Origin of the sequence: Sphingomonas sp. Leaf230, from assembly GCF_001421745.1 — a bacterium.
In the GTDB taxonomy this organism is placed as follows: Bacteria; Pseudomonadota; Alphaproteobacteria; order Sphingomonadales; family Sphingomonadaceae; genus Sphingomonas.
In genome coordinates this window covers 198,406-211,568 of the sequence record NZ_LMKW01000011.1, presented here as the reverse complement: position 1 = coordinate 211,568, position 13,163 = coordinate 198,406, and the positions used below count along the sequence as shown (strand labels likewise).

The following is a 13,163-nucleotide window of genomic DNA, read 5'->3' as shown; positions in this document are numbered from 1 at the left end:
GCAGTGGGAAGGTGAGGGCACGTTCCTCCCGCGACCCATCATTATTGACGGCCGTCTCTTCCCGGGTTTCCGGCGGCCGAGTCTCCAATCTGAGCCCGTTGGAGAATATTCATGTCCTGGCTCATCCTCGCCGTCGCCGTCGTCACCGAAATTTGCTGGGCGCTCAGCCTGAAATGGGCGGCCACCGTCGCCACATGGCAGGCCTCCAGCGTCCCGATCATCCTGAGCTTCGTCAACATGGGCCTGCTCGCGCTCGCCATGCGCGGCCTTCCAGCGGGCACAGCCTATGCGATCTGGACCGGCGCAGGCGCGATCGGTGTCATCATCGGCGGCGTCATCCTGTTCGACGACAAGGTCAGCGGCATCCAGGCCTGCTTCATGGCCGTGACCGTTGTCGGCATCGTCGGCACCAAGGTCTTCGCCCAAACCTGACCTTCTGCCTTCGCCCGTAGGGCGCGTAAGATTGATTCACGCTAAGGCGCGAAGGCGCGAAGAAAAGGTGGGTTCACGCGGAGACGCGGAGCCGCGGAGGTGTTGCGGCTCGGGATGATGTACCGAGCAGCCACGAGCGGATGTAAGCCTTCGGCAGCGTGAGAGCGAACGCCGGGCGCTCGAACCTTCTCTCCGCGGCTCCGCGGCTCCGCGTGAACCAACTCCTCCCTTCTCTTCGCGCCTTCGCGTGAACATCACTGCCTTAAGCTGGCATAACCCCCTCGCACTCCCTAGATTCCTGAGCGATGTCCTCCCCCAATTCCCCCGACCGGTTCAACGAAGACAAGTCCACGTTCGCCGTCCGCGGTGGCGGTGAAGCGCCAGACCTCGCGGCAGGCGTAGCGGCGATCCGCAACGTGCTAGACACGCTGCCGATCCGCCCCGGCGTCTACCGCATGCAGGACGCGCGCGGTGACGTGCTCTATGTCGGAAAGGCGCGTGCGCTTCGGAACCGCGTAGCGAATTACGTCCAGGTCGAGCGGCTGACGAAACGCCTCCAGCGGATGGTGTCGCAGACCCGCTCGATGACGATCGTCACCACCAACAACGAAGCCGAAGCGCTGCTGCTCGAATCGCAGCTGATCAAGCGCTATCGCCCCGCCTACAACGTGCTGTTGCGCGACGATAAGAGCTTCCCGTTCATCCTCCTGCGCGACGACCACGCCTTCCCGCGCGTCCAGAAGCACCGCGGCGCGCGCCGGGCCAAGGGCAATTACTACGGCCCGTTCGCCAGCGCCGGGTCGGTCAACAACACGCTCAACGCGCTCCAGAAGCTGTTCCTCCTGCGCAGTTGCACCGACAGCTTCTTCAAGACCCGCGACCGACCGTGTCTGTTGTATCAAATCAAACGCTGCTCGGCGCCGTGCGTCGGCCGGATCGACGAGGCCGCGTACAGGGAACTGACCGAGGATGCGAAGGCGTTCCTCGGCGGCAAGTCGACCGGCGTGCAGGCCAAGCTCGGCGCGCAGATGCAGGCGGCTGCCGAGAACATGGACTTCGAACTCGCAGCTTTGCTCCGCGACCGTCTCCGCGCGCTCACGTTCATCCAGGGCACGCAGGCGATCAACGCGGAGGGCGTGGGCGACGCCGACATCTTCGCGATGGCGTGCAAGGACGGGCTGATCGGCATCCAGGCGTTCTTCATCCGCGGCGGCCAGAACTGGGGGCATCGCAGCTTCTTCCCGCAGCATACCAACGACGTCCCCGAGGACGAGGTGCTGACCAGCTTCCTCGGCCAGTTCTACGAGGAGGTCCCGCCGCCCAAGCAGATCCTGCTCGACCGCGAACTGGCGGAAGGCGCGCTGCTGGCCGAAGCCCTAGGCGAACGCGCCGGCTACAAGATCGCGTTGCAGGTTCCGCAGCGCGGCGATCGGCGTCGTCTGATGGACCAGGCGAAGCGCAACGCGATCGAGGCGATCGAGCGCCGCCAGGCCGAATCGACGACCCAAGCCAAGCTGCTGCGCGAAGTCGCCGACCTGTTCGACCTCGCCGAGCCGCCCGAGCGTATCGAGATCTACGACAACAGCCACATTCAGGGCACCGCTGCGACCGGCGCGATGGTCGTCGCGGGGCCGGAGGGCTTCCGTAAAGGCCAGTATCGGAAGTTCAATATCAAGAACAAGGATACCGCGCCGGGCGACGATTTCGCGATGATGCGTGAGGTCTTCACCCGGCGGTTCTCACGCGCGCAGGCCGAGGACCCCGATCGTGATTCAGGCGACTGGCCGGATCTCGTCTTGATCGACGGCGGCAAGGGCCAGCTCAACACGGTGAAAGCCGCGCTCGAGGAGATCGGCGTCGAGGACGTGTGCCTGGTCGGGATCGCCAAGGGCCCGGAGCATGGCCGCGATGGGCGAGAGGTGTTCCACATGCTCGACGGTCGCGAGTTCCAGCTCCCCGTCAACGCCCCGGTGCTGTTCTACCTCCAGCGCCTGCGCGACGAGGTCCACCGCTTCGCGATCGGCGTCCACCGCGACAAGCGCAGCAAGGCGATCGGCGCCAGCCCGCTCGACGAAGTCCCCGGCATCGGCCCCGCGCGCAAAAAGGCGTTGCTGATGCACTTCGGCACCGGCCGTGCGGTCCGCAACGCGAGCTTGCAGGATCTTCAGCAGGCACCCGGCGTATCGGCAGGCGTCGCCCAGCAGGTCTACGACTTCTATCATTCACGGTAGCCGCATGGACTTGGCCGTCGATCGAGAACACACAGATGGTCGTGCGGACCTAAAGACGATGACGTCCCGGATCGGGAAAAAATTATAACCCAAATCAAGTTGATTTGTATAAAATCGCAACGCCATTTTCACTACTGATTGTTACATACTAATCCGTGACTACGCCTGTCTTCCTGACCATCGATACCGAGTTCGCGTGGCGCCACCATGCCGCCGGTCTGGATTGCGACGCGATCTACGCGCGTTCGCTGGAGCCGGCGGGGGTCGGTCTGGGGTATCAACTTGCGGAACTCGCCCGGCACAATCTGAAGGCGTGTTTCTTCGTCGATCCGATGCCCGCGATCACGTTTGGGCCTGCCCCCATCCGCCGCATGATCGAGACGATCCTGGACGCCGGCCAGGAGGTCCAGCTCCACCTCCACCCCAACTGGACCAGCGCGCGGGCGGGCGATCGCGGCGTCGCGCACGACCGGTTCCAACTGTACACGTACAGCCTTGCCGAGCAGACCGACCTGCTCGTTCGCGCGACGGAATTGCTGGTCGAAGCCGGCGCGCCGCACCCGATCGCGTTTCGCGCAGGGAGCTATGCCGCGAACGACGACACGCTGACCGCGCTCGAAGGCCTGGGCTTTGCCTATGACAGCAGCCACAACGGGTCGGAGGCGCCGCACACCAGCCGTATCTCGCTTCCCGCCCGCCAGATCGCCCCGGTCCGCCGCACGAACGGCACCGGCATCGTCGAAGTCCCGGTGACGGTGATCGAGGACCTCCGCGGCAGGATCCGCACCTTCCAGCTCTGCGCCTTGTCCGCGGGCGAAAGCTACGACGCGCTCGAACATGCGGCGGTGTCGCACCATGCCGCGGTGACGATCGTCAGCCACGGCTTCGAACTCGCCAACCGCCGCGGCACACGCGCGAACGCGGTCCATGTCCGCCGCTTCCAGGCGTTGTGCACCATGCTCGCAGAGATGCGTGACGTGCTGCCGACCACGCATTTCACTGATCGCCCGGTGCTCGAACTCGACCGGGGCGACGTCCCGCTCGGCCCCGACCCGGTGCGCACGCGCTGGCGACAAGCCGAACAGCTGTGGTCGAACTGGATCTCGGAACGCCCCCGGTCGCGGCGCACCTGACACGCGTCGGTCGTGGCACAGAGGGTTCGGTTCGGCTTGCGAACGCTCGGCGTGACGGCGGAGCCTATCCGCGGCTAAATCTCTCTTCTCCTTCGAGCGAGAGCGGTACAGGGTAACCCATGCACCTCCGCGCCTCCGCCATCGTCGTCGCCGTTCGCCAGCATGGCGAGCATGGCGCGATCGTGCGCGCGCTGACCCGGAACGATGGCGTGCAGCCTGGCTACGTCCGCGGCGGGCGGTCGCGCGCGATGCGGCCGGTGCTGTTGCAGGCGAACGTCATCCAAGGCGAGTGGCGTGCGCGGACCGGCGAGCAACTGGCCTCGCTGACCGCCGAGCTGATCCACAGCCGCGCGACGCTGCACGGCGAGCCGCTCGCAGCCGGTGCGCTCGAATGGGCGACTGCGCTGGCCGCCTCCGCTCTCCCCGAAGCACAGCCCTATCCGCAGATCCACGACGCGCTCGACGGCGTGCTGGGTGCGATCGAGAGCGCGCCATCCGCCCGCGGTTGGGCGGCGGCGCTGGTCCGGTACGAATTACTGGTGCTGGCTGAACTGGGGTTCGGACTTGATCTCGACCGCTGCGTCGCGACCGGAGCGGAGGACGATCTCGGCTTCGTGTCGCCAAAAAGCGGCGCAGCCGTCTCGCGCGGGGCGGCGTTCGGGTATGAAGGCAAGCTCCTGCGATTACCCGACTTCCTGCTGGCAGGCGGTGAAGCGGCATGGCCGGACATCTTCGACGGCCTGCGGTTGACCGGTCACTTCCTCGCCCGCGACATTCTCGTCGACCGCCGCGCCGATCCGTTGGCGGCGCGCGACCGGCTGGTCGATCGCCTCAAAAGGGCGGTTGCGTGAGCGCGCACCGCCCGGCAAGGGGCCGCGCAGGAGAAACGCACATGCCCTTGATCGCGATACTGGCCGGCGACGGCATCGGACCCGAAGTCACGGCGGAGGCCCGTCGCGTGCTCGATACGCTCGGCCTCGACCTGACCTATGACGAAGGCCTCGTCGGCGGTGCCGCGTACAAGGCGGTCGGCCATCCGCTTCCGCCCGAGACGCTCGAACTCGCCCGCCGTGCGGATGCAATCCTGTTCGGTGCGGTCGGTGATCCCGACTGCGACGCGCTCGAACGCCAGTTTCGCCCCGAGCAAGCCATTCTCGGCCTGCGCAAGGACCTTGGCCTGTTCGCCAATTTGCGTCCCGCCAAGCTGTTCGCCGGCCTGGAGGACGCCTCCGCGCTCCGCCCCGAGATCGCCCGGTCGATCGACATGGTCATCGTCCGCGAACTGACCGGCGACGTGTATTTCGGCGCCAAGGGCATCCGCACCACCGCTGATGGCCTGCGCGAAGGCCATGACGAGATGCGCTACGACGAGACCGAGATCGCGCGCATCGCCCGCGTCGGCTTCGAGACCGCACGCACTCGGAAGGGCAAGCTGCTCTCGGTCGATAAGGCAAACGTCCTCGAAACATCGCAGCTCTGGCGCGACGTCGTGATCGAGGTGTCAGCCGACTATCCCGACGTCGAACTCAGCCACATGTACGTCGACAACGCGGCGATGCAGATGGTCCGGAACCCAGGGCAGTTCGACGTGATCGTCACCGGCAATCTCTTCGGTGACATCCTCTCGGACGAGGCATCGATGTGCGCCGGCTCGATCGGCATGCTGCCGTCCGCCGCGCTGAACGGATCGAACAAGGGCATGTACGAACCGATCCACGGCAGTGCGCCCGACATTGCAGGGCAGGGCAAGGCCAACCCCTGCGCGGCGATCCTGTCCGCGGCGATGATGCTGCGGCATTCGCTCGATCTGCCCGAAGCGGCGGATCGGATCGAAGCGGCCGTCGCTGCCGCGATCCTCGACGGCGCGCGCACGCCCGATCTCGGCGGCACGCTGTCGACTCGCGACATGGGCGATGCAGTGCTGGCTAACCTCGTTTGACGGGTGACCTGCTGCAACTCGCGGTCGTCATCCCGACGTTCAATGAGAAGGCCAATGTCGCGACGCTGATCGCAAAGCTCGATCAGGCACTGGTCGGGCTGAACTGGGAAGCGATCTTCGTCGACGACGACAGTCCCGACGGCACCGCCGACGCCGCGCGCGAGATCGCACGGCTCGACAAGCGGGTGCGTGTGATTCAGCGGATCGGTCGGCGGGGGCTGTCGTCGGCCTGCATCGAGGGGATGTGCGCGACCGCCGCGCCGGTCGTCGCGGTGATCGACGGCGATCTCCAGCATGACGAGACATTGTTGCCGGCGATGCTCGACCTGTTGAAGGACGGCGAGACCGACGTGGTGATCGGTTCGCGTTTCGTCAGCGGCGGCGGCACCGGCGAGTGGGACAACGACCGCGTCGCCAAGTCGGCGCTCGCCACAAAGCTTTCCCGCCGCGTGCTGAAATGCGATCTCAACGATCCGATGAGCGGCTTCTTCATGATCCGCACCGACATCGTCCGCCACCTCTCGCCGTCGCTGTCGGCGATCGGCTTCAAGATCCTGCTCGACCTGCTCACCGCCTCGCCGACGCCGCTGCGCTTCGTCGAGGTGCCGTACACGTTCCGCTGTCGGACCGAGGGCGAGAGCAAGCTCGATCACGTCGTCGCGATGGAGTATCTGATCGCGATCTACGACCGGATGTTCGGCCGCGTCGTGCCCGTGCGGTTCGCGATGTTCTCGGCGATCGGCGTGCTCGGCGTCGGCATCCACATGGCGGTGCTGACCGCGTTGTTCGTCGGGTTCGGCACGCACTTCCTGGTCGGCGAGATCGTCGCGACGCTCGCCGCCCTCACCTTCAACTTCTTCCTCAACAACGCGCTGACGTACCGCGACCGGCGGTTGAAGGGGTGGCGGCAACTGGTCGACGGCTGGGTGTCGTTCGCGGTGATCTGCTCGGTCGGCGCGGTCGCCAACGTCGGCATCGCCGCGTTCCTGTACGAGATGCGCGACGGGGCCTGGGCGGCCTCGGCACTGATCGGCGTTCTGGTCGGTGCGGTGTGGAACTACGCGCTGTCGTCTAAATTTACGTGGGGACGATACTAATCTTCTCGCTCCCCTCCCTGGAAGGGAGGGGCTGGGGGTGGGTAGGCCAGCTCAAGTCGCGACCGTTCCACGATCCGGAACCCGACCCACCCCCAACCCCTCCCTTCCAGGGAGGGGAGAATGACGGCCCTTGGAACAGGGCTTCACACCCGCAAGGCTTGTCCCCGGGCTTGTCATCGCGGCTCCCCCCCGGCAAAGCGGCGCGCATGAAGCGCAAGACCGGCCAGGATCGTTCGATCACCCAGAATTGGCGTCCCACGACGCGCGCCATTCGCGGCGGCACCGCCCGCAGCGAATATGGCGAGACGTCGGAGGCGTTGTTCCTCACCTCGGGCTATTGCTACGACAAGGCGGGCGACGCCGCGGCACGCTTTGCCGGCGAGCAGGAGGGGATGACCTATTCCCGCCTCCAAAACCCGACGGTGCAGATGCTCGAGGAGCGGATCGCGCTGCTGGAGGGCGCCGAGGCATGCCGGACGATGGCAACCGGTATGGCGGCGATGACCGCGTCTCTGCTGTGCCAGCTCCAGACCGGCGACCATCTCGTCGGCGGCCGCGCGGCGTTCGGATCGTGCCGCTGGCTCACCGACACGCTGTTGCCGAAGTTCGGGATCGCCACGACGATCGTCGACGCGCGCGATCCGCAGGCGTTCCTCGACGCGGTCCGCCCCGAGACTAAGGTGTTCTTCTTCGAGACGCCCGCCAACCCGACGATGGACATCGCCGACCTCAAGGCGATCTGCGACATCGCGCGCGAACGCGGCATCACGACCGTGGTCGACAACGCGTTCGCGACGCCGGCGCTTCAGCGGCCGATGGAGTTCGGCGCGGACGTCACCGCCTACAGCGCGACCAAGATGATGGACGGGCAGGGCCGCGTGCTCGCCGGCGCAGTTTGCGGGACCGAGGATTTCATCACCAACACGCTGCTGCCGTTCACGCGCAACACTGGCCCAACGCTGTCGCCGTTCAACGCGTGGGTGGTGCTCAAGGGCCTCGAGACGCTCGACCTGCGCATCCACCGCCAGTCCGAAAACGCGATGAGGATCGGCGAATTCCTCGAAGGCCGCGTGCCCCGCGTGCTGCATCCCTTCCTGCAGAGCCATCCGCAGCACGAACTGGCCAAGCGCCAGATGGACGCCTGCGGGCCGATCTTCGCGTTCGAGGTCGAGGGTCGCGATCAGGCACACGCACTGCTCGACGCGCTGGAGCTGGTCGATATCTCGAACAACATCGGCGACTCGCGCTCCCTGATGACGCACCCCGCCTCGACCACGCACGCCAGCGTTTCGCCCGACAAGCAGATCGAGATGGGCGTGACCGAGGGGCTTCTCCGGATTAACGTCGGGCTCGAAGACGCGCAGGACGTGATCGACGACCTCGATCAGGCCCTAAAGCAGGCCGGTCTATGAAGGCGCTGTTCCCCAACGCGGCGACGACCGATGGGGTGACGGTGCGCGTGTCGGTCAGCTATTTGCCCGAACAGTCCGAGCCCGAGCGGGACCGCTGGTTCTGGGCGTATCATATCCGCCTCGAGAACGAGGGCACCGAGACCGTCCAGCTGCTTACCCGCCACTGGGTGATCACCGACGGCCGCGGCGCGCGTCATTCGGTCGAGGGCGAAGGCGTGGTCGGCGAACAGCCGGTGATCGAACCGGGCGCGAGCTTCGACTACGTCTCGGGCTGCCCGCTCGCGACCCCGTCGGGTGCAATGCAGGGGAGCTACCAGATGGTCCGCGAAGACGGCGCCGTGTTCGCGGTCGAGATCCCCCGCTTCTCGCTGTTCGCCCCCGCGGTGCTGAATTGAAGCGCACGCATCTCCCGCTTAACGGCCTGCGCGTGCTCGATGCGGCCGCGCGGCATCTGTCGTTTACGCGAGCGGCCGATGAGCTGGCGGTGACGCCGGCGGCGGTCGGGCAGCAGATCCGCGCGCTGGAGGATACGCTCGGCGTCGTGCTGTTCCGCCGCACCACGCGCGGACTCGAACTGACTCCCGAGGCTGAGGCGGGGCTAGGCGCGCTCCGCGGCGGGTTCCTCCAGTTCGAGGAAGCCGTGCGCGCGATGCAGGCGGGGCAGTCGTCGAAATCGCTGACCATCGCAGCGCCGCGCGATCTGACCGAGAAGTGGCTGATGCCGCGGCTCGCGCAGATCGCGGAGGCGGATCCCGAACTGCGTTTCGTGCTGATCACCGCGGACGAGAATGTCGACTTCACCGAAGCCAATCTCGATCTCGCGATCCGCTGGGGTGATGGTCCGGGCGAGCATGAGGGCGAGGCGCTAGAGTCGGAGGGCATGGTGACGATCGCCAAGCCCGGCACCGACACCGAGTCGGCAATTGCCTGGTCCGGAGAAGACGGCGTCGCGCTGGTCCGCGTCACCGACGCCGGGCTCGCGATCGACGCGGCGGCGGCGGGGCTTGGCCGCGCGACCGTGCCCGAACTGCTTGCCCGCCGCGATCTGGCGCAGGCCCGCGTACGGCTTATCGGCGAGTCGCAGCCCTCGAAGGGGGGGTATTGGCTGGTCGCCCCGCTCCCGCAGTGGCGTCAGAAGAAAGTCCGCGCGCTCGTGGATGCCCTGACCGCGTGAGGCAACCCGGACGCAGACCACGGCGCGCCGGCGTATCGCCGGTGCTGAAGACGCGACGGCTTCGACTGCGACCGCTGGTCGAGGGTGACGCGACCGCGCTGCACCCGATGCTCGCCGACGCGGAGCTGATGGCCTATTCCGCCGACGGGCCCTTGGGCTCGGTCGACGACGTCCGCACGTATCTCGCCGAGGAAGCCGCACCGGGCAACCAGCGCACCTGGGCGATCACCCGCACCGGCGACGACCGCGCGATCGGCTGGGTCTCGGGTAGCGAGGCCGACGGGGCAGGGGTGACGGAGATCGGGTTCATCCTTGCGCGCGAGGCCTGGGGACGGGGGATTGCGCGGGAGGCTGTGTCGGCAGTGATTGATCGCTTGTTCGCGGAAGGCCGGAGCCGGGTTTTTGCGGATGCAGATGCCGAGAATACTGCGTCGATCACGTTGTTGGAACGCTTGGGTTTCCGCCGCGAGCGCCTGTTGCGCGACGAATGGGAAACGCATCTGGGGTTGCGCGACAGCCTGATCTACGGGCTCTGTGCTGATAGCTGGCAGGCGGCAGGGCGGGCCTGATCCCCACTTAATAAGCTGTTCTCCTGCGAACGCAGGAGCCCAGGATCACAAACGCCATCTTCAGTTACCCTGGACCCCCGCCTTCGCGGGGGAACGGCATGGGTTGGCGGTCGCGCTGCAATTAATCAGCCTATGGGGGCATTCAGCGAAAAGCAGCGAATCCTACCGCGCCGCCAGCAACGCCAACGCTCGCCCCATCAGCCCTGCAAACCGAACCTCGTTCACGCCATCATCAGCCCGGTGCCAGTTCCCGGTCGCCGCATACCAGCGCCCATCCTTGGCCTGCACCAGATAGTTCAAGCTCAGAACCCCCGGCTCGCCGCCACCCTTGAACCCGACATACCCAAACCGCTTGGCGATCGCCGGATCGACCCCCGCATTGACCGCCAGCACCGCCCGTGTCGTGGCATCCGCCCCGCGCAATCGATCCAGCAGCCCCGCCATTGCCGAAGGACTCGCAAACCATTCGACGCTGTCGATCGCCACCGGCTTCCCCGCGAACACGGTCGGATCAAGCTTGGCCGTCGCGATCTTCACCGCATTGTCCACCAGCAGCGCCCGCCGCTCGTCCACCGACCCAGCCGCCCAAGCCTTGGTCAGCGCGGGATCCCCCTTCAGCGCGAACATCTCGCGCGTCGTCATCACCGGCACGCTGCCGCCTGACGCCGCCGCCATCGCATCGACCTTCGCGCGTCCGAGCGTCGTCAGCAGCGCATCCGTCGCGGTGTTGTCGCTGATCGAGATCATCATCGTCGCGAGCGTCTGCACAGTCACCGGCGATCCGGCAGGCCAGGTCTGCAACACCCCCGACGGCAGGGATGGCGCCCCGACCTTCACGACGTCATCCCAATGCCGCTCGCCCGCCGCAACCTGCCTTGCTAGTTCCGCCAGCACCCAGAGCTTGAACGCCGACCCCAGCGGTGCAGCGACATCGGCACGGTATTCGAGGATCAGCTCGGGCTTACCCTCGCCGAGCGCGTAAAGCCCGAACCCGCTAGCCCCCGGCAGAGCACGAAACTCCGCCTCGACCTTGGCGAGGCTATCGTCGCGCGCGCCCGTGCCGGTGATCAGCAACCCGGTCGCAGCATGCTGCGCCGTGGGATCGATCACCAGCCGAACGCTTGCCGTTCCCCGCGCATAGCCAACGACCAGATCCGCGGACCATGCCGACGTCGCCGTCAACGACTCGATCTTCTGGGGCGCGCCTAGTGTCGCCTTCAGCTTCTCGACAATCGCCAAGAACTGCGCCTTCGGCACCTTCTCGCGGAAGCTCGCAGCGAAATACGCATCATATGCGCCGCGCCCGTCAAGGATCGCGACCAGCGCATCCGCCTTCGTCCGCAACGCCGGGTCCGCCACCGCGCTCTGCGCCACCGCAGCGACCGGCAGCAAGGCCACCGCCAACGCCACCAGCCAGAGCGCGAGCCTGTGCATCAGTTCTTCAGCTTCCAACCGCTCTTCAGCAACCGGTAGCAGAGCGTCGCCAGCACCAAGTCGATCACCAGGATCACGATCCCGCCGATCATCACCGGCGAGTCGGCGATCCCCAGGAACCCGTAGCGGAACCCCGAGATGATGTAGAAGAACGGGTTCGCATGACTGAACGCGCGGAACGCCGGCGCCAGCTTGTCGACCGAATAGAACGTCCCCGACAACAGCGACAGCGGCGCGATCACGAAGTTGGTGACCGCCGCGGCGTGATCGAACTTGTCCGCCCAGATCGACGTCAGCACGCCGAGCAGCGCGAGGAACGTCGCACCCAGCAGCCCGAACCAGATGATCGCGAGCGGCGCATGCGGCGTCACGTGCACACCCGGATACAGCGCCATCGCCGCCCACACGACGATCCCGACGATCACCGCGCGAGTCACGGCGCCGGCGACCAACGCGCCCAGCAGCTCACCCGTCGACAAGGGCGGCTGGAGGTAATCGACGATCGTCCCCTGCATCTTGCCGACGAGCAGCGAGAAGCTCGCATTGGCGAACGCCGGGCCCATCATGCCCTGCGCGATGATCAGCCCCGGCGCGATGAAATCGGCGAACGCGACGATCTGGCCATCGACTGGAACCGGGCTTTTCGCACCGGTCGCGATGGTGAACACGATCAGAAACAGGAGCGTCGTGATCGCCGGCGCCCACACCGTCTGAAGCTGCACCTTGAAGAACCGGCGCACCTCCTTGATATAGAGGGTTCGCAATCCCTCCCAGTTCACGCTCTTTATGACGGGAACGCCGGGGGCGGAATGCACCGCCGAATGGATTTCACCGATTGGGGGCTGGCTGCTCATAGGCGTTGCGGGTAATCGCTGCCGCTGCCGCCCGCAACCCGGCTGAGCAAGACTAAGGAACGAACATGTCCTGGACCGACGAGCGCATCGCGACGCTCAAGACGATGTGGGAGGCCGGCCAGACCGCCAGCCAGATCGCCGAAGCACTGGGTGGCGTGAGCCGCAACGCCGTCATCGGCAAGGCCCACCGCCTCGAGCTGCAGGCGCGCCCGTCGCCGGTGAAGCCGAACGATCCCGAGGCGAAGGCGGCTGCTGCTGCCGAAGCATCGGCGTCGGCTGCTGCGGCGGCCCCCGAGCCGGTTGCGACTCCGGAGCCGGTCGAGGTCGAGGCCCCCAAGCCCGCGCCGGTCGCAGAGCCCGTCGTCGCAGCGGCCAAGCCTGTTGCGCCGGTCGAGCCGGAGTCGGTCGCGGAAGAGCCTGAGGACGACGAAGACGACGACGAGGATGAGGACGAGGCAGCTCCGGCCGTCGTCGCCCCCGTCCGCGCGCCTCAGCCGATCCTGCGCTCCGTCGGCCCCGGTGGCTTCCTCCGCCAGGCGCCTGGCGAGCAGCAGCCTCCGAGCACGCCCGCACCGCCGCGTCGCCTCGTCCCCGCCAAGCCGTCGGCCGAGATGGCGAACAAGACGAGCCTGCTCGAACTGAACGACCGCATCTGCAAATGGCCGCTCGGCCATCCCGGCGAGCCCGACTTCCACTTCTGCGGCAAGGCGGTGAACCCGGGGTTCCCGTATTGCGTCGATCATTGCGGCCATGCGTACCAGGCACAGTTGCCCCGTCGCGATCGTCGTCCCACGCCGCCGCTGCCGTTTGGTGGTCCGCGACCAAGATAACATTCTAATTTGATGGCAAACGGCTCTTCCAAGAGGTGCCCCCCCGGCGAAGGCCGGG

At 66.7% G+C, this 13,163-nt stretch carries 13 protein-coding genes; 11 read left to right on the top strand and 2 right to left on the bottom strand.

Features of this window, described 5'->3' with window-relative positions; genetic code table 11:
- The first annotated feature begins 111 nt into the window (after positions 1–111).
- The 10 genes from ASE82_RS15180 to ASE82_RS15135 all read left to right on the top strand — a co-directional run bounded on the left by ASE82_RS15180 (position 112) and on the right by ASE82_RS15135 (position 9,987).
- Positions 112–432: a DMT family transporter gene (locus ASE82_RS15180; RefSeq protein WP_056065110.1), complete on the top strand. Its 321-nt coding sequence runs from the start codon at positions 112–114 to the stop codon at positions 430–432.
- Between the two features lie 305 nt (positions 433–737).
- The gene (gene uvrC / locus ASE82_RS15175; protein WP_056065108.1) at positions 738–2,663 is read left to right on the top strand and encodes an excinuclease ABC subunit UvrC; all 1,926 of its coding nucleotides are present in this window, start codon (positions 738–740) and stop codon (positions 2,661–2,663) included.
- A gap of 155 nt (positions 2,664–2,818) precedes the next feature.
- Positions 2,819–3,796, top strand: coding sequence for a polysaccharide deacetylase (locus ASE82_RS15170; RefSeq protein WP_056065106.1), 978 nt, complete (start codon positions 2,819–2,821; stop codon positions 3,794–3,796).
- 119 nt (positions 3,797–3,915) lie between these two features.
- Positions 3,916–4,647: a DNA repair protein RecO gene (gene recO, locus ASE82_RS15165; protein ID WP_056065104.1), complete on the top strand. Its 732-nt coding sequence runs from the start codon at positions 3,916–3,918 to the stop codon at positions 4,645–4,647.
- 41 nt (positions 4,648–4,688) lie between these two features.
- Positions 4,689–5,735 (top strand): 3-isopropylmalate dehydrogenase, encoded by a 1,047-nt coding sequence (leuB, locus tag ASE82_RS15160; RefSeq protein ID WP_056065102.1) that lies wholly within the window; start codon positions 4,689–4,691, stop codon positions 5,733–5,735.
- Positions 5,732–6,832, top strand: a complete 1,101-nt coding sequence (locus ASE82_RS15155) for a glycosyltransferase family 2 protein (protein WP_056065100.1) — start codon at positions 5,732–5,734, stop codon at positions 6,830–6,832. The genes leuB and ASE82_RS15155 overlap by 4 nt, the downstream gene beginning before the upstream one ends.
- A 206-nt stretch (positions 6,833–7,038) precedes the next feature.
- Complete coding sequence (locus ASE82_RS15150) at positions 7,039–8,244, top strand: trans-sulfuration enzyme family protein (protein ID WP_056065098.1); 1,206 nt, start codon at positions 7,039–7,041, stop codon at positions 8,242–8,244.
- Positions 8,241–8,639 carry a Co2+/Mg2+ efflux protein ApaG gene (apaG, locus tag ASE82_RS15145; protein ID WP_056065095.1) on the top strand — a complete coding sequence of 133 codons (399 nt, stop codon included), beginning with the start codon at positions 8,241–8,243 and terminating at the stop codon, positions 8,637–8,639. Before ASE82_RS15150 ends, apaG begins: the two co-directional genes overlap by 4 nt.
- Positions 8,636–9,418, top strand: coding sequence for a LysR family transcriptional regulator (locus ASE82_RS15140; RefSeq protein WP_056065093.1), 783 nt, complete (start codon positions 8,636–8,638; stop codon positions 9,416–9,418). Before apaG ends, ASE82_RS15140 begins: the two co-directional genes overlap by 4 nt.
- A gap of 41 nt (positions 9,419–9,459) precedes the next feature.
- On the top strand, positions 9,460–9,987 hold the full coding sequence (locus tag ASE82_RS15135; protein WP_235524738.1) for a GNAT family N-acetyltransferase: 528 nt from the start codon (positions 9,460–9,462) through the stop codon (positions 9,985–9,987).
- A 162-nt stretch (positions 9,988–10,149) separates the two neighbouring features.
- Here the strand turns inward: ASE82_RS15135 and ASE82_RS15130 are convergent, their stop codons facing one another.
- Both ASE82_RS15130 and ASE82_RS15125 read right to left on the bottom strand, forming a co-directional pair.
- Positions 10,150–11,421 (bottom strand): serine hydrolase, encoded by a 1,272-nt coding sequence (locus ASE82_RS15130; RefSeq protein WP_056065089.1) that lies wholly within the window; start codon positions 11,419–11,421, stop codon positions 10,150–10,152.
- On the bottom strand, positions 11,421–12,275 hold the full coding sequence (locus tag ASE82_RS15125) for an ABC transporter permease (RefSeq protein WP_056065087.1): 855 nt from the start codon (positions 12,273–12,275) through the stop codon (positions 11,421–11,423). The genes ASE82_RS15130 and ASE82_RS15125 overlap by 1 nt, the downstream gene beginning before the upstream one ends.
- Before the next feature lie 65 nt (positions 12,276–12,340).
- On the opposite strand from ASE82_RS15125, the gene ASE82_RS15120 reads away from it, so the two are divergent.
- Complete coding sequence (locus tag ASE82_RS15120; RefSeq protein WP_056065084.1) at positions 12,341–13,105, top strand: GcrA family cell cycle regulator; 765 nt, start codon at positions 12,341–12,343, stop codon at positions 13,103–13,105.
- Positions 13,106–13,163 lie beyond the last annotated feature (58 nt).

Excerpts from the sequence above, each read along its gene's own strand:
- apaG (WP_056065095.1), top strand. The coding sequence starts at position 8,241 with ATGAAGGCGCTGTTCCCCAACGCGGCGACGACCGATGGGGTGACGGTG.
- uvrC (WP_056065108.1), top strand. The coding sequence starts at position 738 with ATGTCCTCCCCCAATTCCCCCGACCGGTTCAACGAAGACAAGTCCACG.
- ASE82_RS15125 (WP_056065087.1), bottom strand. The coding sequence starts at position 12,275 with ATGAGCAGCCAGCCCCCAATCGGTGAAATCCATTCGGCGGTGCATTCC.
- recO (WP_056065104.1), top strand. The coding sequence starts at position 3,916 with ATGCACCTCCGCGCCTCCGCCATCGTCGTCGCCGTTCGCCAGCATGGC.
- ASE82_RS15180 (WP_056065110.1), top strand. The coding sequence starts at position 112 with ATGTCCTGGCTCATCCTCGCCGTCGCCGTCGTCACCGAAATTTGCTGG.
- ASE82_RS15130 (WP_056065089.1), bottom strand. The coding sequence starts at position 11,421 with ATGCACAGGCTCGCGCTCTGGCTGGTGGCGTTGGCGGTGGCCTTGCTG.
- leuB (WP_056065102.1), top strand. The coding sequence starts at position 4,689 with ATGCCCTTGATCGCGATACTGGCCGGCGACGGCATCGGACCCGAAGTC.
- ASE82_RS15150 (WP_056065098.1), top strand. The coding sequence starts at position 7,039 with ATGAAGCGCAAGACCGGCCAGGATCGTTCGATCACCCAGAATTGGCGT.
- ASE82_RS15120 (WP_056065084.1), top strand. The coding sequence starts at position 12,341 with ATGTCCTGGACCGACGAGCGCATCGCGACGCTCAAGACGATGTGGGAG.